The 20407-nt window shown below is 61.8% G+C and carries 20 protein-coding genes and 1 riboswitch; of the genes, 8 read left to right on the top strand and 12 right to left on the bottom strand.

The genetic code is table 11. The features are described from left to right. The first annotated feature begins 281 nt into the window (after nucleotides 1-281). Nucleotides 282-863 carry an NAD(P)H-dependent oxidoreductase gene (locus D7I37_RS03580; protein ID WP_061797243.1) on the top strand — a complete coding sequence of 194 codons (582 nt, stop codon included), beginning with the start codon at nucleotides 282-284 and terminating at the stop codon, nucleotides 861-863. Nucleotides 864-896: 33 nt separating this feature from the next. Then, nucleotides 897-1205 carry a putative quinol monooxygenase gene (locus D7I37_RS03585; protein ID WP_061797241.1) on the top strand — a complete coding sequence of 103 codons (309 nt, stop codon included), beginning with the start codon at nucleotides 897-899 and terminating at the stop codon, nucleotides 1203-1205. A 5-nt stretch (nucleotides 1206-1210) separates the two neighbouring features. Here the strand turns inward: D7I37_RS03585 and D7I37_RS03590 are convergent, their stop codons facing one another. The 6 genes from D7I37_RS03590 to nudF form a co-directional block, all read right to left on the bottom strand. Then, nucleotides 1211-2107, bottom strand: a complete 897-nt coding sequence (locus tag D7I37_RS03590; RefSeq protein ID WP_129543319.1) for a LysR substrate-binding domain-containing protein — start codon at nucleotides 2105-2107, stop codon at nucleotides 1211-1213. An 83-nt stretch (nucleotides 2108-2190) separates the two neighbouring features. Beyond that, nucleotides 2191-4086 carry a DNA topoisomerase IV subunit B gene (gene parE, locus D7I37_RS03595; protein ID WP_095099286.1) on the bottom strand — a complete coding sequence of 632 codons (1896 nt, stop codon included), beginning with the start codon at nucleotides 4084-4086 and terminating at the stop codon, nucleotides 2191-2193. Nucleotides 4087-4133: 47 nt separating this feature from the next. After that, a complete protein-coding gene (gene yqiA, locus D7I37_RS03600; protein ID WP_061797235.1) occupies nucleotides 4134-4715 on the bottom strand; it encodes an esterase YqiA in 582 nt (193 codons plus the stop codon). Next, nucleotides 4715-5542 carry a 3',5'-cyclic-AMP phosphodiesterase gene (gene cpdA / locus D7I37_RS03605; RefSeq protein ID WP_061797233.1) on the bottom strand — a complete coding sequence of 276 codons (828 nt, stop codon included), beginning with the start codon at nucleotides 5540-5542 and terminating at the stop codon, nucleotides 4715-4717. Before cpdA ends, yqiA begins: the two co-directional genes overlap by 1 nt. Nucleotides 5543-5569: 27 nt before the next feature. Beyond that, on the bottom strand, nucleotides 5570-5995 hold the full coding sequence (locus tag D7I37_RS03610; protein WP_061797230.1) for a DUF1249 family protein: 426 nt from the start codon (nucleotides 5993-5995) through the stop codon (nucleotides 5570-5572). Beyond that, a complete protein-coding gene (gene nudF / locus D7I37_RS03615; protein WP_061797228.1) occupies nucleotides 5995-6627 on the bottom strand; it encodes an ADP-ribose diphosphatase in 633 nt (210 codons plus the stop codon). The genes D7I37_RS03610 and nudF overlap by 1 nt, the downstream gene beginning before the upstream one ends. A 283-nt stretch (nucleotides 6628-6910) precedes the next feature. On the opposite strand from nudF, the gene tolC reads away from it, so the two are divergent. Continuing rightward, entirely contained in the window at nucleotides 6911-8428 is a 1518-nt protein-coding gene (tolC, locus tag D7I37_RS03620) for an outer membrane channel protein TolC (protein ID WP_129543320.1), read from the top strand. Nucleotides 8429-8581: 153 nt separating this feature from the next. Further along, entirely contained in the window at nucleotides 8582-10531 is a 1950-nt protein-coding gene (gene dhaR / locus D7I37_RS03625; RefSeq protein WP_129543321.1) for a dihydroxyacetone kinase operon transcriptional regulator DhaR, read from the top strand. A gap of 4 nt (nucleotides 10532-10535) precedes the next feature. On the opposite strand, the gene dhaM is transcribed toward dhaR, so the two are convergent. The 3 genes from dhaM to dhaK are packed head-to-tail and all read right to left on the bottom strand — an operon-like array spanning nucleotide 10536 to nucleotide 13693. Further along, complete coding sequence (dhaM, locus tag D7I37_RS03630) at nucleotides 10536-11969, bottom strand: dihydroxyacetone kinase phosphoryl donor subunit DhaM (RefSeq protein WP_129543322.1); 1434 nt, start codon at nucleotides 11967-11969, stop codon at nucleotides 10536-10538. A gap of 11 nt (nucleotides 11970-11980) precedes the next feature. Next, nucleotides 11981-12613 (bottom strand): dihydroxyacetone kinase subunit DhaL, encoded by a 633-nt coding sequence (gene dhaL / locus D7I37_RS03635; RefSeq protein WP_061797223.1) that lies wholly within the window; start codon nucleotides 12611-12613, stop codon nucleotides 11981-11983. A 9-nt stretch (nucleotides 12614-12622) separates the two neighbouring features. After that, the gene (gene dhaK, locus D7I37_RS03640; RefSeq protein ID WP_129543323.1) at nucleotides 12623-13693 is read right to left on the bottom strand and encodes a dihydroxyacetone kinase subunit DhaK; all 1071 of its coding nucleotides are present in this window, start codon (nucleotides 13691-13693) and stop codon (nucleotides 12623-12625) included. A 326-nt stretch (nucleotides 13694-14019) separates the two neighbouring features. Between dhaK and D7I37_RS03645 the strand changes: the two genes are divergently transcribed. Together D7I37_RS03645 and D7I37_RS03650 are read left to right on the top strand one after the other, a co-directional pair. Further along, a complete protein-coding gene (locus D7I37_RS03645; RefSeq protein ID WP_061797221.1) occupies nucleotides 14020-14682 on the top strand; it encodes a DUF1190 family protein in 663 nt (220 codons plus the stop codon). A gap of 3 nt (nucleotides 14683-14685) precedes the next feature. After that, nucleotides 14686-15846, top strand: coding sequence for a glutathionylspermidine synthase family protein (locus D7I37_RS03650; RefSeq protein WP_061797219.1), 1161 nt, complete (start codon nucleotides 14686-14688; stop codon nucleotides 15844-15846). A gap of 48 nt (nucleotides 15847-15894) precedes the next feature. Here the strand turns inward: D7I37_RS03650 and ygiD are convergent, their stop codons facing one another. Continuing rightward, nucleotides 15895-16677, bottom strand: a complete 783-nt coding sequence (gene ygiD, locus D7I37_RS03655) for a 4,5-DOPA dioxygenase extradiol (RefSeq protein ID WP_129543324.1) — start codon at nucleotides 16675-16677, stop codon at nucleotides 15895-15897. A gap of 207 nt (nucleotides 16678-16884) precedes the next feature. Here ygiD and zupT point away from each other — a divergent pair, with 207 nt between their 5' ends. After that, on the top strand, nucleotides 16885-17652 hold the full coding sequence (zupT, locus tag D7I37_RS03660) for a zinc transporter ZupT (protein WP_061797217.1): 768 nt from the start codon (nucleotides 16885-16887) through the stop codon (nucleotides 17650-17652). A 114-nt stretch (nucleotides 17653-17766) separates the two neighbouring features. On the opposite strand, the gene ribB is transcribed toward zupT, so the two are convergent. Then, nucleotides 17767-18420, bottom strand: coding sequence for a 3,4-dihydroxy-2-butanone-4-phosphate synthase (ribB, locus tag D7I37_RS03665; RefSeq protein WP_061797216.1), 654 nt, complete (start codon nucleotides 18418-18420; stop codon nucleotides 17767-17769). A gap of 109 nt (nucleotides 18421-18529) precedes the next feature. After that, a riboswitch (FMN riboswitch) is annotated at nucleotides 18530-18691 on the bottom strand. Between the two features lie 147 nt (nucleotides 18692-18838). On the opposite strand from ribB, the gene D7I37_RS03670 reads away from it, so the two are divergent. Next, complete coding sequence (locus D7I37_RS03670) at nucleotides 18839-19114, top strand: accessory factor UbiK family protein (protein WP_061797214.1); 276 nt, start codon at nucleotides 18839-18841, stop codon at nucleotides 19112-19114. Between the two features lie 26 nt (nucleotides 19115-19140). Here the strand turns inward: D7I37_RS03670 and yjeH are convergent, their stop codons facing one another. Continuing rightward, nucleotides 19141-20394: an L-methionine/branched-chain amino acid transporter gene (gene yjeH, locus D7I37_RS03675; RefSeq protein WP_061797213.1), complete on the bottom strand. Its 1254-nt coding sequence runs from the start codon at nucleotides 20392-20394 to the stop codon at nucleotides 19141-19143. Nucleotides 20395-20407: the final 13 nt, after the last annotated feature.

A 20407-nucleotide genomic window follows, 5' to 3' on the forward strand; every position in this document is an offset into this window, starting at 1 on the left:
AATGGGCATAGCTTGTCGATTCTGCCCGCGATAGTAACCCATCTGCGGGGTGGCTGTCACAGCTGGCGCAAGGATCGCCGGCTGAAGCCGATTCAGCCGCTAAGTTTATGCAACATTTCGCCGCCTGACGGCGCTTTTATTGACTCACAGTCAACACTGTTGTGCGCTGGATCGCATTTTTACCTGCTTGGCTAACGATTACACTCTCTTTCAGCGCAATGTTTTCCGCCCGTTAACGCGGAGAACATGACATATCTTAACTCTGACAGGAGCCGCGAAAGATGAGCAATATCCTGATTATCAATGCTAAAAAACAATTCGGCCATTCAAATGGCGAACTCAACCAAACCCTGAGCGACGTGGCGGAAAGCTTCCTGCGCGACGTGCAGCACGATGTGCAGGTTACCGTAGTCGACGACGGCTATGACATCGAGGCCGAGGTGCAGAAATACCTGTGGGCCGACGTGGTGGTCTACCAGATGCCGGGCTGGTGGATGGGTGAGCCGTGGATCCTGAAAAAATACCTCGATGAGGTGTTCACCGCCGGGCACGGCAGCCTGTACGCCAGCGACGGTCGCACCCGCTCCGACGCCAGCAAGAAATACGGCTCGGGCGGCCTGATCCAGGGCAAGAAATACATGCTGAGCCTGACCTGGAACGCCCCGCTGGAAGCCTTTACCGACCCCGACCAGTTCTTCCACGGCGTGGGCGTCGACGGCGTTTACCTGCATTTCCACAAGGCGAATCAGTTCCTGGGTATGGAAGCGCTGCCGACCTTTATCTGTAACGACGTGATTAAACAACCGGATATCGACGGCGATATCGCACGTTATCGCGCGCACCTGACGGAAATTTTTGCTTAAATCACATTAGGCACGTTAATCAATGAGGTAGTGATGATCACCGTAATTGCAGAAATCAAAACCAAACCGGGCCAGCGTGAAACGGTACTGAAAGCGATCGAGAAACTGGTGCCGCTGGTGTTGGCGGAAGACGGCTGCGGCGAATACACGCCGATGGTCGACAGCCATACCCAGGCGCCGTGGCAGAAGCTGTCGCCGGATTCGGTGTTCATGCTGGAAAAATGGCAAAGCCAGGCGCACCTGGAAAAACACCTGCAGATCGATCACATGCTCAAGCACCGTGACGTCATCAAAGACAGCGTGCTGGACACCACCATCTACGTGCTGGATAACGCACTGTAATCGGCCTACAGCGTCTGCGCGTCGATGTGCGCGCTGACGTAGTCCAAAAAGCAGGTAATACGCGCCGCCAGCTGGGTGTTGCGGTAATACACCGCATTGATCGGCTGGCGCACGTCCAGCGTATCCCGTTCCAGCAGCGGCACCAGCCGCCCGTTTTGCCGATCGTCGCGCGTCATGAAATCCGCCAACTGCACGATCCCCGCGTCTCGCAGCGCCAGCTGCCGCAGCGTCTCGCCGCTGGAGGCGGACAGGGTCGGTTCGATGGTGAAATGCTGCGCCTGCCGGGTCCGCAGCGGCCACTGATTCAGCGATTCCGGTTGGGTGAACCCCAGCAGGCTGTGCTGATGCAGCTCATCCACGCTGTGCGGCGTGCCGTGCCGCGCCAGGTAGCCCGGGCTGGCGAGAATGCGCAACCAGCTCGATCCCAGCAGCCGGGCGTGGATGGTCGAATCGCGCAGCGCGCCGATGCGGATGGCGATATCGGTGCGTTTCTCCAGCAGATCGATGATCAGATTGTCGGTATTCAGCTCCAGCTCAATCTGCGGAAAGCTCTGGCGAAAGCCCGCCACCAGCGGCACGATCACGTGTTCCATAAAAGGCGCGGCGGCGTTGACCCGCAGCCGCCCGGCCGGGATCAGCCGGCGCAACGCCATCTGCTCTTCGGCGTTCTCCACCGAACGGATAATCTCGCGGGCGTGATTGAGGAAGCTCTGCCCCTCTTCGGTCAGCTCGAGCCGGCGCGTGGTGCGGCGCATCAGCGTGGTGTCGAGCTTCTTTTCCAGACGGCTGAGCGCGCGGCTGATGCCGGAGGTGGTTTGGCCGAGCAGCTCGGCTGCGGAGGTGATGGAGCCGCTGTCGACCACCGAGGTGAACGCCAGCAATTCTTCGAGGGTGATCTTCATGCATTCCGCCCATGGTTATCGGGCGCCGCATGCAACGCCCTGCGGGAAGCGGGCCCGATCGGGAAACCGGGCCCGGGAACGGCTCAGACCGACAGTTCGGCCATGTCGCCCTTATCCTGCAGCCAGTTGCGGCGGTCTTCCGAACGCTTCTTGGCCAGCAGCATGTCCATCACCGCCAGCGTTTGATCCACGTCGTCGTCGCTCACCGTCAACTGCACCAGACGGCGAGTATTCGGATCCAGCGTGGTTTCGCGCAGCTGCAGCGGGTTCATCTCACCCAGACCTTTAAAGCGCTGAACGTTAGGCTTGCCCTTTTTGCGCTTCAGCTGTTCCAGCACGCCGGCTTTTTCTTCTTCATCCAGCGCGTAGAACACCTCTTTGCCGAGATCGATGCGATACAGCGGCGGCATCGCCACATACACGTGGCCGCCTTTCACCAGCGAACGGAAATGACGCACGAACAGCGCGCACAGCAGCGTGGCGATGTGCAGACCGTCGGAGTCGGCATCCGCCAGGATGCAGATTTTGCCGTAGCGCAGTTGGCTGAGATCTTCGCTGTCCGGATCGATGCCGATCGCCACGGAAATGTCGTGCACCTCCTGCGAGGCCAGCACTTCGTCGGAGGAGACCTCCCAGGTGTTCAGGATTTTGCCTTTCAGCGGCATGATCGCCTGATATTCGCGATCGCGCGCCTGCTTGGCCGAGCCGCCCGCCGAGTCCCCTTCCACCAGGAACAGTTCGGTCATGCTCAGATCCTGCGAGGTGCAGTCCGCCAGCTTGCCCGGCAGCGCCGGCCCGCTGGTCAGCTTCTTGCGCACCACCTTCTTGGCGGCGCGCAGACGGCGCTGGGCGCTGGAGATCGCCAACTCGGCCAGCTGTTCCGCCGCCTGGACGTTCTGGTTCAGCCACAGGCTGAAGGCGTCTTTAACCACGCCGGAAACGAAGGCCGCGCATTGGCGCGACGACAGGCGTTCTTTGGTCTGGCCGGCGAACTGCGGATCCTGCATCTTCACCGACAGCACGTAGGCGCAGCGGTCCCAGATATCCTCCGCCGACAGCTTCACGCCGCGCGGCAGAATGTTGCGGAATTCGCAGAACTCGCGCATCGCGTCCAGCAACCCCTGGCGCAGGCCGTTGACGTGGGTGCCGCCCTGCATGGTCGGGATCAGGTTGACGTAGCTTTCGGTCAGCAGCTCGCCGCCTTCCGGCAGCCACAGCAGCGCCCAGTCCACCGCCTCGGTGTCGCCGGCGAAGTTGCCGACGAACGGCGCCTCCGGCAGGGTGATCAGGCCGTTGACCGCTTCCATCAGGTAATCGGTCAGGCCGTCCTGATAGCACCAGCGCTGCTCGGTGTTGTTCACCTTGTCGATAAAGTAGATCTCGACGCCGGGGCACAGCACCGCTTTGGCTTTCAGCAGGTGGCTCAGGCGCGAAACCGAGAAGCGCGGGCTGTCGAAGAACTGCCCGTCGGGCCAGAAGTGGACGCTGGTGCCGGTATTGCGTTTGCCGCAGGTGCCGGTCACCGTCAGGTCCTGCACCTTGTCGCCGTTTTCGAAGGCGATGCCGTAGACGTTGCCGTCGCGGCGCACGCTGACCTCGACCCGCGTCGACAGGGCGTTGACCACCGAAATCCCCACGCCGTGCAGGCCGCCGGAGAACTGGTAGTTTTTATTCGAGAATTTGCCGCCGGCGTGCAGCCGGCACAGGATCAGCTCAACCGCAGGCACGCCCTCTTCCGGGTGGATATCCACCGGCATGCCGCGACCGTCGTCGATCACTTCCAGCGACTGATCGGCGTGCAGAATCACGTCGATGCGCTTGGCGTGGCCGGCCAGGGCTTCATCGACGCTGTTATCGATCACCTCTTGTCCGAGGTGGTTTGGACGCGTCGTGTCGGTATACATGCCGGGACGACGGCGCACTGGTTCTAGACCGCTGAGTACTTCAATGGCATCAGCGTTATAGCTGGATTGAGTCATCGTTGATTATTTTTTCGTGGTTAAAGGAAGGTGCCGGAACCGTCTGCTCAGACGGCGTTTAGCCCTAAAAAATCCACAATCTGGGGGAAGTAGTGCTCGAAACCGACGAAGGCGTGGTTTCCACCCGACTCCACCGTTTGCCGGCACGCGGTGTAATAGGCCACCGCCTGTCCGTAATCGAGAATTTCATCGCCCGTTTGTTGCAGCAACCAGATTAAATCCGGCGACTCCAAGGGATCGATCTGCATCACTTTCAGATCGTAAACGTGACGTGACTCTAACACATATTGCTGGCCGGTGTAGGGGTTCTCGTTTTCGCCAAGGTAGTCAATCAGCAGCTCAAACGGCTTCACCGCAGGGTTAACCACTACTGCCGGCAGTGAAAAACACTGCGAAAGCCAGGTGGCGTAGTAGCCGCCCAGCGAAGAGCCGACCACGCCCAGCGTCTGCCCGGCGCGTTCCATCACCAGATTTTCCAACATTTCGGCGGCTTCCGCCGGGAATGCCGGCAGCTGCGGCACCAGCATCTCGATAGTCGGATGATGCTCGGCCAGCCAGGCCTTGAAGGCGGTCGCCTTGGCCGACTGCGGCGAACTGTTGAAACCGTGCAGATAAAGTAGCGTAGACATCAGTACCCATCCGAATCCATGTCGGGGCGGAAATCGTCGTTCTCCAGCCGGAATACCTGCGTTTCGACCCGGCCGTCCGGCAGCAGGTCGAGGTAACGCCAGCCGGGAGAAACCTCGTCGATGGTAAAATTAGTGCAGTGCGGCTTGAATTGCACGCAGGTGGACGGCGTCGCCAACAGGCGGCGGCCCTGCCATTCGAGGTCCAGATCCTGGTGAATATGCCCGCAGACCAGGGTATTCACCTTGGGATAGCGCAGCAGGATCGCCCCCAGCATGTGCGGGTTGCGCAGGCTGTGCTGATCGAGCCAGGTACAGCCGGAAGGCAACGGGTGATGGTGCAGCAGCAGCAGAGTATAACGCTCTGGGTGGGCCTGCAGGCAGCGCTCCATCCACTCGAGCTGATACTCGCTCAGTTCGCCGTGCGGCACGCCGAACACCTGGCTGTCGAGCAGCAGCACCTGCCATTTATCGCCCAGCAGCACGTGCTTGGAGGGCGCGATGCCGGCGGCGGCCAGCGCGTCGACCATCGCCGGCTGGAAATCGTGATTGCCCGGCAGCCAGACGCAGGGCGCCGGCAACCTGGCGATACCCTCGGCAAAGTGCCGATACGCAGCCTGTGAATGGTCCTGCGCCAAATCGCCGGTGGCGACGATGAGATCGACCTCGCGCCGCTGCGCCTGGACGGCGTCCAGCACCGCATGGTAGCTGCGATAGGTATTGATGCCGAGCAGGGTCTCATTTTCGCCGGCAAAAAGGTGGGTATCTGTTATTTGTAGGATCCTGACCGTGTTCCCACTCGCCACGGGCAGTCTAAACAGGCTTTCCAAATGGTGTCCTTTGTTATTTCAGTCTGTCTAACAAACCGGAACCGCCATCGCTCCATGCGCCAAGCAGTAGCGCAACCAATCAGCAAGAAACTGGTTAATTTGATGCTTTTCGTCGCGTTGATGCAACTTTTTATTAGGATAATCATAACGCGCTTTAAAGCGATAGATCTGCTGAGTGGAACACACTTCCGCAACCATGGCGTCATGATACAGCCGCACCGTCATGGCCGGCAGGCTCCAGTAGCTGACGGCGGGAAAGGTCTGTTCGATCTCCACCAGCGAGGTATAGCGCGTAGACTCGACGAGGGTCAGACGATAGTGGGCGCCATTCACCTGATAAGTCGCCGTTTCACCCACTTCGTCGTTGCGCGGCAGCAAGCGGCGCAATTGCGCGAAGTTGGTTTCGCACAACCGCATCATTTCGGGGAAATCAGGGGTATAGCGTTGTTTCATTAGTTGGCCCACTCTTTTCTTAGCGATTCATGGTGCAACGCCAGCCATTGCAATGCAATCACCGATGCGGCGTTATCGATCGCGCCTTCTTCAACCCAGCGATAAGCCTGTTCGCGGCTGACCACGTGGACGCGGATGTCTTCATTTTCTTCCTCCAGTCCATGGATGCCCTCGGCGGTGGCGGCGTCGACCTCGCCGACCATGATCGACAGGCGCTCGCTGGTGCCCCCCGGGCTGGCCAGATAGCTCAACACCGGCTTGCAGCGGCCGACCGCCACGCCGGCTTCTTCTTCGGCTTCTCGGCGGCACACGTCTTCGACGCTCTCGCCGGTTTCGATCATACCCGCCACCATTTCCAGCAGCCAGGGGGAATTACTGGTATCGACCGCGGCGATGCGCAGTTGTTCAATCAGCACCACCTGGTCGCGCACCGGGTCATAGGGTAACAGCACCGCCGCATGCCCGCGCTCGAAAATCTCGCGTTTTATCTCGGGGCTCATGTCGCCGTTGAACAGGCGATGGCGGAAACGGTATAAATTGAGTGAAAAAAAACCACGGTACAGCGTCTCACGTGCAATAATTTCTACATCTTTTTTATCGAAAGTAACCGGCGACGGCTGTGAACGGCTCATAAGCGAATTCTCCTGCATGAGTATGCCGATAAAATAAACAGTTTTGATGACAGAAACGGCCGGACGATCTGCCGCAGCTTTATGATAGATTGTCAGCCATAATATCAGGTGCGGTCTGCGCGGCCAGTTGAACGGCGGCAAATGGGCGGCCTGAAAGGTAAAAGTTACGCCGGATGGCACATTCAGCCACCTGATGCGTACTGCAGACTCTGCTAGAATCGGCAACTATTTCGTCTATCGTCAGCGCTAACATAGCAATATTGCTGCACAACAAGGAATGCAAATGAAGAAACTGCTCCCCCTTCTTATCGGACTGAGCCTGGGCGGCTTCAGTGCAATGAGCCAGGCAGAGAACCTGCTGCAGGTCTACAAACAGGCCAGGGAAAGTAACCCGGACCTGCGCAAAACTGCTGCTGACCGCGACGCCGCATTCGAAAAAATCAACGAAGCGCGCAGCCCGCTGCTGCCGCAATTGGGTTTGACCGCCGGTTACGATTACACCAACGGCTATCGTGACAGCAATGGCGTTAACAGCGACGTCACCAGCGGATCGCTGGCGCTGACCCAGACCATTTTCGACATGTCGAAATGGCGCGCGCTGACGCTGCAGGAGAAGACCGCCGGTATCTCCGACGTCACCTTCCAGACCTCGGAACAGACGCTGATCCTTAACACCGCCACCGCCTACTTCAACGTGCTGAAGGCGATTGACACGCTGTCTTACACCCAGGCGCAGAAAGACGCGGTGTACCGCACCCTGGATCAAACCACCCAGCGCTTCAACGTGGGCCTGGTGGCGATCACCGACGTGCAGAACGCCCGCTCCAACTACGATACCGTGCTGGCGGCCGAAGTCTCCGCCCGCAACGATCTGGACAACGCCCTGGAATCGCTGCGTCAGGTGACCGGCGCGTTCTATCCTGAACTGGCCTCGCTGAACACCGATCGCTTCACCACCCAGCGGCCGGAAGCGGTGAACAACCTGCTGAAAGAGGCCGAAGCGCGCAACCTGAGCCTGCTGTCCGCGCGCCTGAGCCAGGACCTGGCGCGTGAGCAGATCCGCTCGGCGCAGACCGGCTATATGCCAACGGTAGACGTCAGCGCATCCACCGGCGTCAGCAATACCAGATACAACGGTTCTGGCACTACCGGCCCCGCTAATGCTCAGCGTTACGGTGATTCCGACGCGGGCCAGAACAAGGTTGGCATCAGCTTCAACCTGCCGATCTACAGCGGCGGCGCGACCAACTCGCAGGTAAAACAGGCGCAGTACAACTTCGTCGGCGCCAGCGAACAGCTGGAAAGCTCGCACCGCAGCGTCGTGCAGACCGTGCGTTCGTCGTTCAACAACGTCAACGCCTCGATCAGCAGCATCAACGCCTACAAACAGGCGGTGGTTTCCGCCCAGAGCTCTCTGGACGCCATGGAGGCCGGCTACCAGGTCGGCACCCGCACCATCGTCGACGTGCTGGACGCCACCACCACGCTGTATAACGCCAAACGTCAGCTGTCCGACGCGCGTTACACCTACCTGATCAACCAGCTGAACATCAAGTCCGCACTCGGCACGCTGAACCAGAACGATCTGCTGACGCTGAACGGCGCGCTGGGCAAACCGATTTCCACCTCACCGGATGCCGTAGCGCCGCAGAACCGCACGCAGGATGCCTATGCTGACGGTTATCAGGACAATGCGCCGATGCAGCAAACCGCCGCGCCGGCCGCCACCCGCGCCTCGGCGCCGGCGCCCGCCGCTGCCACTCAGCCAACGCGCAACAGCGGCAACCCTTTCCGCAACTGATGCCCGCCGCCTGATGAACACGGGGTTCGGCCTTCGCCGCGCCCCGTTTTTTTTTGCCTGCGTCACCGGTTCTGCCCGCCACCTCACAGCCAGACTCCCCGCCTGCGGTGGTATCATCTGTCCCATGGTTTTTCTCCGTTTAGGTGAGATCCGATGAACAATGCTGCAAGCTGGCGGCGACTGACTGCCGACGGCGCGCTGCCGCCGCAGGAACGCCCCGCGCCGGCGATTTACGCCTCCTGGCTGCGCTGCCGCAACCTGATGCAACCCGCGGTCTGGTCCCCCCCGCACCGGGCGCTGGGCGCCACCTTCGATTCGATCTGCCAGCGTAAAAACGACCTGCTGACCCTCGGCCAGGCGGCGCTGGAAGACGCCTGCGAATATATGGAGCCGCGCCGCTGCCTGTTGATGATCCTCGATGAAAGCGGCTGCATGCTGTGGGAGTGCGGAGATGCCCAAACGCGGCAAGGGCTGCTGCAGCTGGGGTTCGCCCCCGGCGCCTACTGGGCCGAAGGCCACATCGGCACCAATGCGCCGGCGCTGGCCGCGGCGGAGGGCCACCCGGTGCGGGTCAGCGGTGACGAACACGTGCGGCGAGCGCTGCACGGCTGGGCGTTTTGCGCCACCCCGGTCTACGACAACAGCGGGCGTCAGCGCGGCGCGATTGCGCTGGGCTGCCTGCTGGCCGACGGCGCCGCCGGCGACCTGTCGCTGACGCTGGCGCTCGCCCGCGAGATCGGCAATTCGCTGAACGCCGACGGGTTGCTGGCGGAATCCAACCGCCATCTGAATCAGCTTTACGGCCTGCTGGATGGCGTCGACGACGGCGTAATGGCCTGGGACCACCGCGGTTACCTGCAATACATCAACCAGCGCGCCGCCGGCCTGCTGAAGCTGGATGAACAGCAGTGTCAGGGCAAACCGCTGACGCAGTTGCTGACGCTGCCCGCCCTGCTGAAACGCGCCATTGCCCAACGCCAGCCGCTGCAGCACGTAGAGGTCACCTTCGAAAGCCAACGGCAGTTTATCGCCGCCCTGCTGACCCTGAAGCCGGTCTTCGACGGCGAACGCTGCAGCTTCATCGCCCTGCTGCACCCGCTGGAGCCTTTGCACCGGTACGTCAGCAGCCAGTTGGGGCGCGTCAGCCACAGCTTCGAGCAGATGCCCTCCGCCTCGCTGGAGATGCGCCGGCTGATCCGCTATGGCCAGCAGGCGGCGAAGGGCCAGCATCCGATCCTGCTGTGCGGCGAAGAAGGCGTCGGCAAAGAGCTGCTCAGCCAGGCGATCCACAACGCCAGCGAACGCGCCGCCGGCCCCTATATCGCCCTCAACTGCCAGCTGCTGCCGGAGGGCCGGGGGCTGCGCGCACTGCTGGGCAGCGACGCCAGCGAAGAAGAGGCCGGCCAGCTCAGCAAGTTCGAGCTGGCCAACGGCGGCACGCTGTATCTGGAACAGATAGAATACCTGCCGGCGGAGATGCAGTCCGCGCTGCTGCAGGTGCTGAAGACCGGCGTGGTGATCCGCCTCAACTCCAGCCGGGTGATCCCGGTCGATGTGCGGGTGATCGCCGGCAGCGCCGCCAACCTGCCGCTGCTGGTGCAGCAGAACCGCTTCCGCCGCCAGCTGTTTTACAGCCTGCAGGCGTTCGAAATCCAAATTCCGCCGCTGCGCCAACGGCTGAGCGACATCGCGCTAGTGGTGAAGCATCATCTGCGCGCGCTGGAGCAGCATTTCCAATGCCGTTTCAGGGTGGATGACGAAGTGACGGCCCAGCTTGCGCTGTACCTGTGGCCGGGCAACGATCTGGAGCTGAAGGGCGTGGTGGAGCGCGCGGCGATGATTTGTCACGGCCACCATATCCAGCTGGCGGATTTGCCGGCGCATCTGCTCGGCCAGCAGCCGCTGCTGGAAAGCGATCCGCCCCCCGCCATGCCGCTGCTGAGCCTGGAGGAGCAGGAGCGGCAGGCGATCCTGCTCGCGGCCAACGTCAGCCGCGGGCAACTGCATGAAATGGCGCAGCTGTTGGGCATCGGCCGCACCACGCTGTGGCGGAAAATAAAGCGGCATCAGCTTGATATCCGCCAGTTCAAGCTGCGCGCCTGAGCCCTCAGTGGCTGAGCTGCAGCACGCCGCACGCGGCGTCCAGCATCGCTTTCTGGCCGCTGCGGGTTTTGCTCATGCAATCGTGCATGCCGACCACCATCGGGATGCCCATCGCCTTGGCCAAAATGGCGCTGTGCGATAACGCATGGCCGCCGCTCAGGCAGATGCCGAGCACCAGCCGGCGATCGAGCATCACCACGTCGGAAGGCATCAGCTCATCCATCACCAGAATCGAGGGTTCGCTGAGCGCGATCGGCGGCAGCGGCTGCCCGCGCAAGTGGCTCAGGGTGCGGCGCAGCATGTCGCGCACGTCCAGCTCACGCGCCCGCATGTAGTCATCGTCCAGGGCGCGATAGTCTTCGGCGATCGCCTCCAGCTCCTGGCGCCACGCCTGCTCGGCGCTGCATTGGCGCTGGGCGATGCGGGTATAGGCCGCCTGCTGCAGATCGGGATCGTCCAACAGCATGCTGTGCGCGCCGAAGATCGCCGCCTGCGGTTTGCCGATCAGTGTGCCGGTGCGCTCCGCCAGCCGGTTCAGATCGCTCAGCGTATGCTGCAGCGCCTCGCGCAGCCGCTGCTGTTCATTCAGCACTTCGTCCGCGCCAATTCGCCGTTCGACGATCGTCGGCCAGAAGCTGTGCGCCTGAAACACCGGGCCGCTGGTGAGGCTTTCCGCCACCGGAATGCCGTGCAGCGAAGGCTGCTGCGCTTCGGATACCGTTTCACCAAAGTGCTGTTCCGCCAGCGTCTTGAACGTCGCCAACGCCCGATCAGCCTGCGGGCCGGCGGCGATCAGGCGAACGGTGTCGCCGTGGCGCACCTGCAGCAGCGCCAGCTGGTTGAGGCTGCGCGGATCGACGCACTGCCCCTGCTTTTCCAACACCAGCTCGGCGTCGAACGGCGCTAGCGCCGCCGCCAACCGCGCCGCCGGGCGCGCGTGCAGCCCATGCGGATTTTGCACCGTCCAACTGACGCTTTTGCCCTGCGTCAGCGGCAGAATCACGCTTTTCGCCGCCGGTGAAGCTTCGCCAAGCTGGGCCTGCTTGGCCTGCAGCGCGCCCTGCGCCTCCGTCGCCACCTGTTCCAGCGCCGCGCCGGAATTGGCGGCGACCACCGCCGCCAGCGTTCCCTCCACCAGCGGTGCGGCGCACAGCCGCACGCGAGCGGCCAGTTCGGGATCCAGCAGATCGATCGCGGTTTCCGCGCTGAGCAGCGCGCTGCCCAGATCCATCAGCACCAGGATGCCGGCGGCGCCGTCGGCCACCGACTCAATCGCCGCCATCACCTTGACGGCATCGGTGCCGATCGGGTGTTCCTCATCGTCCACCCCCGCCGCCAGCGCCAGCCGGCAGCCGTCGCCGCGCATCATCTGCTGCGCCAGCTGTTCAACCCCGCGCGCCAGCAGCGCGCTGTGTGAGACCACTACGATATTGATCATCTCGCCTCCTGCTATTGGCCGGCGACCTCTGCCAGCGTTTTGATCATCAGCATCACCGAAGTGGCGCCCGGATCCTGATGACCGATGCTGCGTTCGCCCAGATAACTGGCCCGGCCCTTGCGCGCCTGCATGGTGATGGTGCCCTCCACCGCCTGTTCGGCGCGCTCGGCCGCCCGCCGCAGCGCATCCGGCACCGCCAGCTGCTGCCGGGCGGACTGGCCGAGGCTCTCCACCACCGGCCACCAGACGTCGCACAGGGTCTTGTCGCCCGGCTCCGCCTTGCCGCGCATCACCACGCCTTCGACGCCCTCTTGCATCAGCTGGTGCAGCTCCGCCAGGTCCAGGCTTTGCTTGGCGTTCGCCGCCTGCGCCGCGCGGATGAAGAAAGTGCCGAACAGCGGGCCGCTGGCGCCGCCTACGCTCGACAGCAGCGTCATGCCGGTGTTTTTCAGGATAAAACCTATGTCCTTATCCGCCACCGACGGCAGCTTTTCCACCACCTTGTTGAAACCGCGGTTCATGTTCAGGCCGTGATCGGCGTCGCCGATCTCGGTGTCCAGCTGGGTCAGAAAGTCCCGCTGCCGGGTAAACACCTCGCCGCAGCGCAGCAGCCAGTCGACCACCTGTTGTTTGGTTAACGCCATGCTCCCTCCTCAGCAACCCCAACGCAGCGCGGGCGTTTTCACCGGCGCATCCCACAAGGACAACAGGTCGTCGTCCACCTTGAGCAGGGTTATCGACATGCCCTGCATGTCCAGCGAGGTGCAGTAGGCCCCCACCAGATTGCGCTCCACGATGATGCCCGCCTCGGCGCAGCGCTCCGCCAAACGGTGGTAAACGCCGTACAGCTCGGACAGCGGCGTGGCGCCCAGATTGTTCACCAGCGCGATCGCCCGGTCGCCGCGGGTCAGCGGCTGCTTGGTCTGCGCTTCATCGCGCCATTCGCCCTGCAGGCGGTCCCAGACGCGGATCGCGCGCTGGTAATGGCCGTGATCGATCAGCGTATGGAACATGTCGTCCACCGCCGCGTTGAGCGTGGTGAACGGACGCCGCGCAATGCCCGGCTCGCCGTGAATGCCGACGCCGAACTCCATCTCGTTTTCCGCCAGGGTAAACGACGGCTTGCCGGCGGCCGGCACGGTGCAGGCGCCCAGCGCGATGCCGATCGAATGGCCATGATTGTTGATGCTGTGGCCCAGCGTCACCAGCGCGTCCAAATCGTCGCCGCGCGCCGCTGCGGCGCCGAGCAGTTTTTCCATCAGCACGGTATTCGCCACCCCGCGCCGGCCGGCGGTGAACAGGCTGTCCTTGACCGCCACGTCGTCGTCCACCAGCACCGTCGCCACCGGCACCCCGCTGTCGTGCAGCAGCTCGGTCGCGGTTTCGAAATTCAGCACGTCGCCGGTGTAGTTCTTGATCAGCAGCAGCACGCCGGCGCCGCCGTCGATCGCCTGGCCGCACTCATACATTTTGTCCGGCGTCGGCGAGGTGAAAATCTCTCCCGGGCAGGCGCCGTCGAGCATGCCTTCACCGACGAATCCGCAGTGCATCGGCTCATGGCCGCTGCCGCCGCCGGACAGGATCGCCACCTTGCCCGCCACCGGCGCATCGGCGCGGGTCACGAACGCCGGCTCCCGATGCACCAACAGCTCGGGGTGCGCTTCCGCCAACCCCTGCAGCTGCTCGTCCAGCACCGACTCAACCTGGTTAATCAGTTTTTTCACGGTTAGTTCCTCTGTAGCTCAAGGAGCGCAACCCGCCGGGCTTTGGCCGGGTCGTATCAGGTCTGACTATAGGCCCTGAAAGCCGTCTGGCGAGCGGCAGGATATTCGTTTCATTTTGGAACATAACCGCACGGCAGACGTTTCATGATGAAACTATAGCGCCGGTTTTTTCGTCGCTAAAGCGAGCTGGCGCACACCCTAACGTATAGCTGCGTAAAGAGTGGATTCTGTGGGCGTTTCAGCTTTAATTTTGACCATGTTTCCCCTATCCTTAGCGCCACTACTGGGAAAGGGCGAAAACAGCCCGCATGATGGGATTGATAACGATGAAACGGACAAAAAACATCAACCAAGAGACGTTCCGCAAATCCTGGCGCAGCTACCCTGTGGCGCCCGTGGCTTTGGCGATCAGCGCTGTCTTTATGCTGGCCGGCTGCGAGAAGAGCGACGAAACCGTCTCCATGTATCAGAATGCCGACGACTGTTCGCGCTCGAATCCGTCGATGAGCGAGCAGTGCACCACCGCCTACAACAACGCGCTGAAAGAAGCCGAAAAAACCGCGCCTAAATACGCCACCCGCGAAGACTGCGTCGCCGAGTTCGGCGAAGCGCAGTGCACCCAGACGCCAGCCCCGGCGCAGGCGGGCATGGCGGCGGAATCGCAAAGCAGCGGCAGTTTCTGGATGCCGCTGATGGCCGGCTACATGATGGGCCGCATGATGGGCGGTTCCGGCTTTGCCCAGCAGCCGCTGTTCACCTCCAAAAACGCCGCCAGCCCGGCTAACGGCAAGTTCGTCGACGCCAGCGGTAAAAGCTACGGCCCGGCCACCGCCGGCGGCCGCACCATGACGGTGCCGAAAACCGCCATGGCGCCAAAACCTGCGGTCACCAACACCGTAACCCGCGGCGGCTTCGGTGAAACCGTGGCCAAGCAGACCAGCATGCAGCGCAGCAGCGCCACCTCCAGCTCTCGCAGCATGGGCGGTTGATGCATGAAGCGCGTTGCAATTACCGAGCGCCCGGACTGGCGCGAAAAAGCCACTGAATTCGGCTTCAAATTCCACACCATGTACGGCGAACCCTACTGGTGCGAAGACGCCTATTACCAGTTCACGCTGGCGCAGATTGAAGAGATCGAAAGCGCCACCGCCGAACTGCACCGGATGTGCCTGCAGGTCGTGGAGAAAGTGGTCAACAGCGACGAACTGATGGCCAAATTCCGCATTCCGAAACACACCTGGGAGTTCGTGCGCAGCGCGTGGCGCACCAACCAGCCTTCGCTGTATTCGCGTCTCGATCTGGCCTATGACGGCGTCAACCCGCCAAAGCTGCTGGAAAACAACGCCGATACGCCGACCTCGCTGTACGAAGCGGCCTTCTTCCAATGGCTGTGGCTGGAAGACCAAATCAACGCCGGCAAGCTGGATCCCGAATCGGATCAATACAACAGCCTGCAGGAGAAGCTGATCGAGCGCTTCGCCGAGCTGAAAGCGCAGCACGGTTTCGGCCTGCTGCATCTGGCCTGCTGCCAGGACAGCGAAGAAGATCGCGGCACCGTGCAATATCTGCAGGACTGCGCGCTGGAGGCCGGCCTGCCGACCGAGTTCCTGTTTATGGAAGAGATTGGCCTCGGCGAAAAGGGCCAGTTCACCGATCTGCAGGATCAGGTGATCGGCAACCTGTTCAAGCTGTATCCCTGGGAGTTTATGCTGCGCGAGATGTTCTCGACCAAGCTGGAAGACGCCGGCGTACGCTGGCTGGAACCGGCCTGGAAAAGCATCGTCTCCAACAAGGCGCTGCTGCCGCTGCTGTGGGAGATGTTCCCGAACCATCCCAACCTGCTGCCGGCCTACTTCGCCGAAGACGATCATCCGCCGCTGGATCATTACGTCACCAAGCCGCTGTTCTCACGCGAAGGCGCCAATATCCAGATCGTCGAAAACGGTCAGGAAGTGGCGCGCGTCGACGGCCCCTACGGTGAAGAAGGCATGATCGTGCAGCAGTTCCACGCGCTGCCGCAGTTTGAAGGCAGCTATACGCTGATCGGCAGCTGGCTGGTCAACGATCAGCCCTGCGGCATTGGCCTGCGTGAAGATCGCGAGCTGATCACCCAGGATCTGTCGCGTTTTTATCCGCATATCATCCTGGGCTGATCCGCGCTCCGCCAGTAAAAACGCCAGTCTCTGACTGGCGTTTTTTATTTACCCGACCTGCACCGACAGCATGCTGAGGGCTCCCATTTCCATGCCGTCGATCGGCACGCTCACCGTTTCCTGGCCGTCCCAGCTGCCGAGCACATACAGCAACGGCAGATAGTGTTCCGGCGTCGGGTTGGACAGCGCCGCGCCTTCGTGCTGCATAAAATTCACCAGCGGATGATTATCGCCCCGGTAAGCCAGATTATCGCGCACAAAGCGGTTGAAGGACTCCGCCCAGGGGTAAGGGCTGGTGTCTCCCTGCCACTTCACCATCCGCAGGTTATGCACCACGTTGCCGCTGGCGACGATCATCACGCCCTGCTCGCGCAGCGCGGCCAGCTTGCGGCCCAGTTCATAGTGATAGGCTGCCGGCTGGGTACCGTCTATGCTCAGCTGCACCACCGGAATGTCCGCTTCAGGGTACATCTTGATCAACACGCCCCAGGTGCCGTGATCCAACCCCCACTCGCCGAGGTCCGCAGTGACCTTGGCCGGCGCCAACAGCTGCTGCAGCTGCGCCGCCAGCTCGGGCGAACCCGGCGCCGGATAGCGGGTGTCGAACAGCGCCTGCGGGAAACCGCCGAAATCGTGAATGGTCTTTGGCTGCTCCATCGCGGTCACCGCAGTGCCGCGGGTGTACCAGTGGGCGGAAACCGCCACTATCGCCTTCGGACGCGGCAATGTCTCCCCCAGCGCACGCCATGCCAGGGTATAGCGGTTTTCTTCCAGCACGTTCATTGGGCTGCCGTGGCCGAGAAACAGCGCCGGCATGCGAGAGGTGTTCATGGGATTTCCTTGGTTAATCATCACGGGTTCTGAGGATTACATTACGCCCTTTGCCAGGCCGACGCAGCCGGATAACCCTGATGATGATCTTCAATAAATTTGAACGGTTCGGGCAATGGGAACAATCAGCCAAATCCACTCGATTTATGCTCTTACTCTGTTAGTATCGGAAAATAAATAATTATCATTAGCATAGAGGAGGCCACAATGTCGGTACCGCTGATCCTGACCCTGCTGGCCGGTGGCGCAACTTTTGTCGGCGCCCTGTTCGGCATCATCGGCCAGAAGCCGTCCAACCGAATGCTGGCCTTTGCCCTCGGCTTTGCCGCCGGCATTATGCTGCTGATTTCACTGATGGAAATGCTGCCTGCGGCGCTGCATACCGCCGGCATGTCGCCGATGCTGGGTTACGGCATGTTCATGCTCGGCCTGCTGGGCTACTTCGCGCTGGATCGCCTGCTGCCGCACCAGCATCCGCAAGACCTGCTGCAACAGCCGCTGCAGCCGCACAATCTGAAGCGCACCGCGCTGTTGCTGACGCTGGGCATCAGCCTGCACAACTTTCCCGAAGGCATCGCGACCTTCGTCACCGCCAGCGCCGATCTGGAGCTGGGGATGGGCATTGCGCTGGCGGTGGCCATCCATAATATTCCTGAAGGGCTGGCGGTCGCCGGCCCGGTGTATGCCGCCACCGGTTCGAAGACCAAGGCGCTGCTGTGGTCCGGCATTTCCGGCATGGCGGAGATCCTGGGCGGCGTGCTGGCATTCTTGCTGCTCGGCCCGATGATTTCACCGGTGGTGATGGCTTCAATCATGGCGGCGGTAGCCGGCATCATGGTGGCGCTGTCGGTGGATGAGCTGATGCCGCTGGCGAAAGAGATAGATCCGCACAATAACCCCAGCTACGGCGTGCTGTGCGGGATGGCGGTCATGGGGTTCAGCCTGACGCTGCTGCAAAGCGGCGGTATCGGTTGAGCCACCGCTAGCTCGGCCGCCGGGGGTGCGCCTGTCAAGCACGGTTCCACCGCGTTAAAACCATAAAAAAAGCCGCATTGCGCGGCTTTTTCATCATCGAAGGCTCGGGCCGGATCAGCTGGCTTTCTGCTCGTGAGACTGGCGGTAAGCCACCAGGTCTTCGATGGTCAACACCACCATCTCGTGCTGTTTGGCGAACGCGATCACTTCCGGCGCATGCGCCATGCTGCCATCGTCGTTGGTCAGTTCGCACAGTACGCCGGCGGGTTTGAAACCGGCCATCGCCACCAGATCGATGGTCGCTTCGGTGTGGCCGCGGCGGCTCAGCACGCCGCCCGGCTGCGCGCGCAGCGGGAACACGTGGCCCGGGCGATTCAGATCGCTCGGCTTGGCGTTATCGGCAATGGCCGCGCGGATGGTGGTCAGGCGGTCGGAAGCGGAAACCCCGGTGGTCACGCCCTGCGCCGCTTCGATGGTCACGGTGAAGGCGGTCTGGAACTGGCTGGAGTTGTTGGTCACCATCATCGGCAGCTCAAGCTGCTGACGGCGGTCTTCGGTGATGCACAGGCACACGATACCGCTGCCGTGGCGAATGGTCAGCGCCATCTGCTCAACGGTCATGGTTTCTGCGGCGAAGATCATGTCACCTTCGTTTTCACGGTTTTCGTCATCGAGCACCATCACGCCGCGCCCGTTGCGCAATGCGTCCAGAGCGCGTTCAACGCGTTCTACCGGCGTGCCGAAATCTGAAAGTAGCGTCTGATTCATGGTAAAAAACCTCATTAAAAATTATGGATTACCAGAACCAGGGCGATCTTGAGGAGTAGCTAGCAGTAGCTAAAAAAATAACGCAAGCGGGCACAAACCCGGCAGATACCGTTACTCTCTCCCATCCGGACTATAACCGTCGGCCCCGGAATTACACCGGATCTGCTGACCTCTAACCGGTCCGTAACGAACAGGCTGAGCGCTCGCGGGCTTTCACCGTAGAAGGTGATTTACCGCCGGTGGGGACTTGCACCCCGCCCTGAGAATAAGCAGATTGACTATAACGCTAATGATTAAATGGGGCAATTGGCAAAAGCACAATTCAGACAGGCGCGATGAATGCGGTTAATAGTTTATCCGGCGGGCAACTCGCATTACACTAGGCGGCAGCTATTAAAAACTCTGAAAGGGATACGCCATGATTGACCCGAAAAAAATTGAACAGATCGCACGCCAGGTTCATGAATCCATGCCTAAAGGCGTCCGTGAATTCGGGGAAGACGTTGAGAAAAAAATCCGCCAGGTGCTGCAATCGCAGCTGACCCGTCTGGATTTGGTCAACCGCGAAGAGTTCGACGTGCAGACCCAGGTGCTGCTGCGCACCCGCGAGAAACTGGCGCTGCTGGAACAGCGCATGACCGAGCTGGAAGGCAAGCTGAACGCCGCGCCGGCCGCCAAGCAGGAAGAAGAATAATATCGTCGGGGCGCCTCGCCGCGCCCTTACCGCTCGTTGGCCGCCGCCCGTGGCCAGTAACGCAGCGCCAGCCAAATCCCGGTGAACATGCCCACCGCATACAGGCTTTTCCAGCCGATAATCACCAGCAGCAGCAGACACAGCAGCGACCCCGTCGCCGCCATCAGCCGCGCGCGCCCCTGCAATATCCGACAGCCCGCCAGCATGCACAGCAGATAAATCAGCACGAAGATGCCATTGGCGTAGACCAGCAGCAGATCCAGCGGCAGCCTCAGCGTGTAAATCACCAGGGTGAACAGCAGGCAGCACCCCACCACCGCGCTTAGCGCGTTGAGCGGCACCTGGCCGGCGGAAAGCCGCGCCAAGGCGCTGGACGGTTTGTCCTGCGCCTGTGACCACACCAGCCGGGCGAAACTTTGGGTATAAATATTCACGCTGGCGAAACAGGCCAGATAGCCGATAACGCAGGCGATCCACAGCGCATGCCGGCCAAACAGCTGCACCACAATGCCCGGCAGCGACGCCGCGGCGGCCCGGTGCTCGCCGTAGGCGTGAAAATGCAATACCGCCACGGTACAGCCCCAGTACACCGCGCCGGCGACCAGCATGCCGATCAGCAGCGCCCGCGGGAAATCACGCCCGGGGTTACGGAACTCGGTCGCCAGATGGGCGAAGGCCTCCAGCCCGACGAAGCACCAAAACATCACCGCCAGCGCATGGAACAGATTGGGAGGGGAGATATCGTCAAGGGCGGGCCAGGGGATCTGCGCGGGTGATATTTCGCCCCGCCACCAGATGGCGGCCACCAACGCCACCACCAAAACGGCGATCAGCGTTTGAATATTGGCGCTGGAACCGGCGCTGCGCGTGCCCAGCAGCCAGATGGCGACCAGCGTGGCCACCTGCACCACCAGCAGGCCGTTGGCGCTCCAGCCGAACGCCGCCTGCCAGAAACCGGCGGCAATCTGCAGCGCGGCGGGCAACCCAACCGGGATCACCGACAAAAACAGCCAGGCGGTCACCTTCGCCAGCCTTGGGCCAAAGGCCAAACCGACGAAATGCGCGGCCCCGCCGGCGCTGGGGAAACGGCGCCCCAGTGCGGCAAAGGCGATGGCGATCGGGAATACCAGCGCGATCAACAGCGGCCAGGCCCACAGGCTATCGCCTTGCGCCACCTGCGCCGCCAACGCCGGTACGGCGAAGACCCCGGTACCCAGCAGCGAGGTGGACAACAGCCCAACGCCCTGCGCCAAACCTAAATCCTGCTTCAGTCCGCCCACTGGCCACCGCCGT

Origin of the sequence: Serratia sp. 1D1416 (assembly GCF_003641105.1) — a bacterium.
Classification (GTDB): Bacteria; Pseudomonadota; Gammaproteobacteria; order Enterobacterales; family Enterobacteriaceae; genus Serratia; species Serratia ficaria.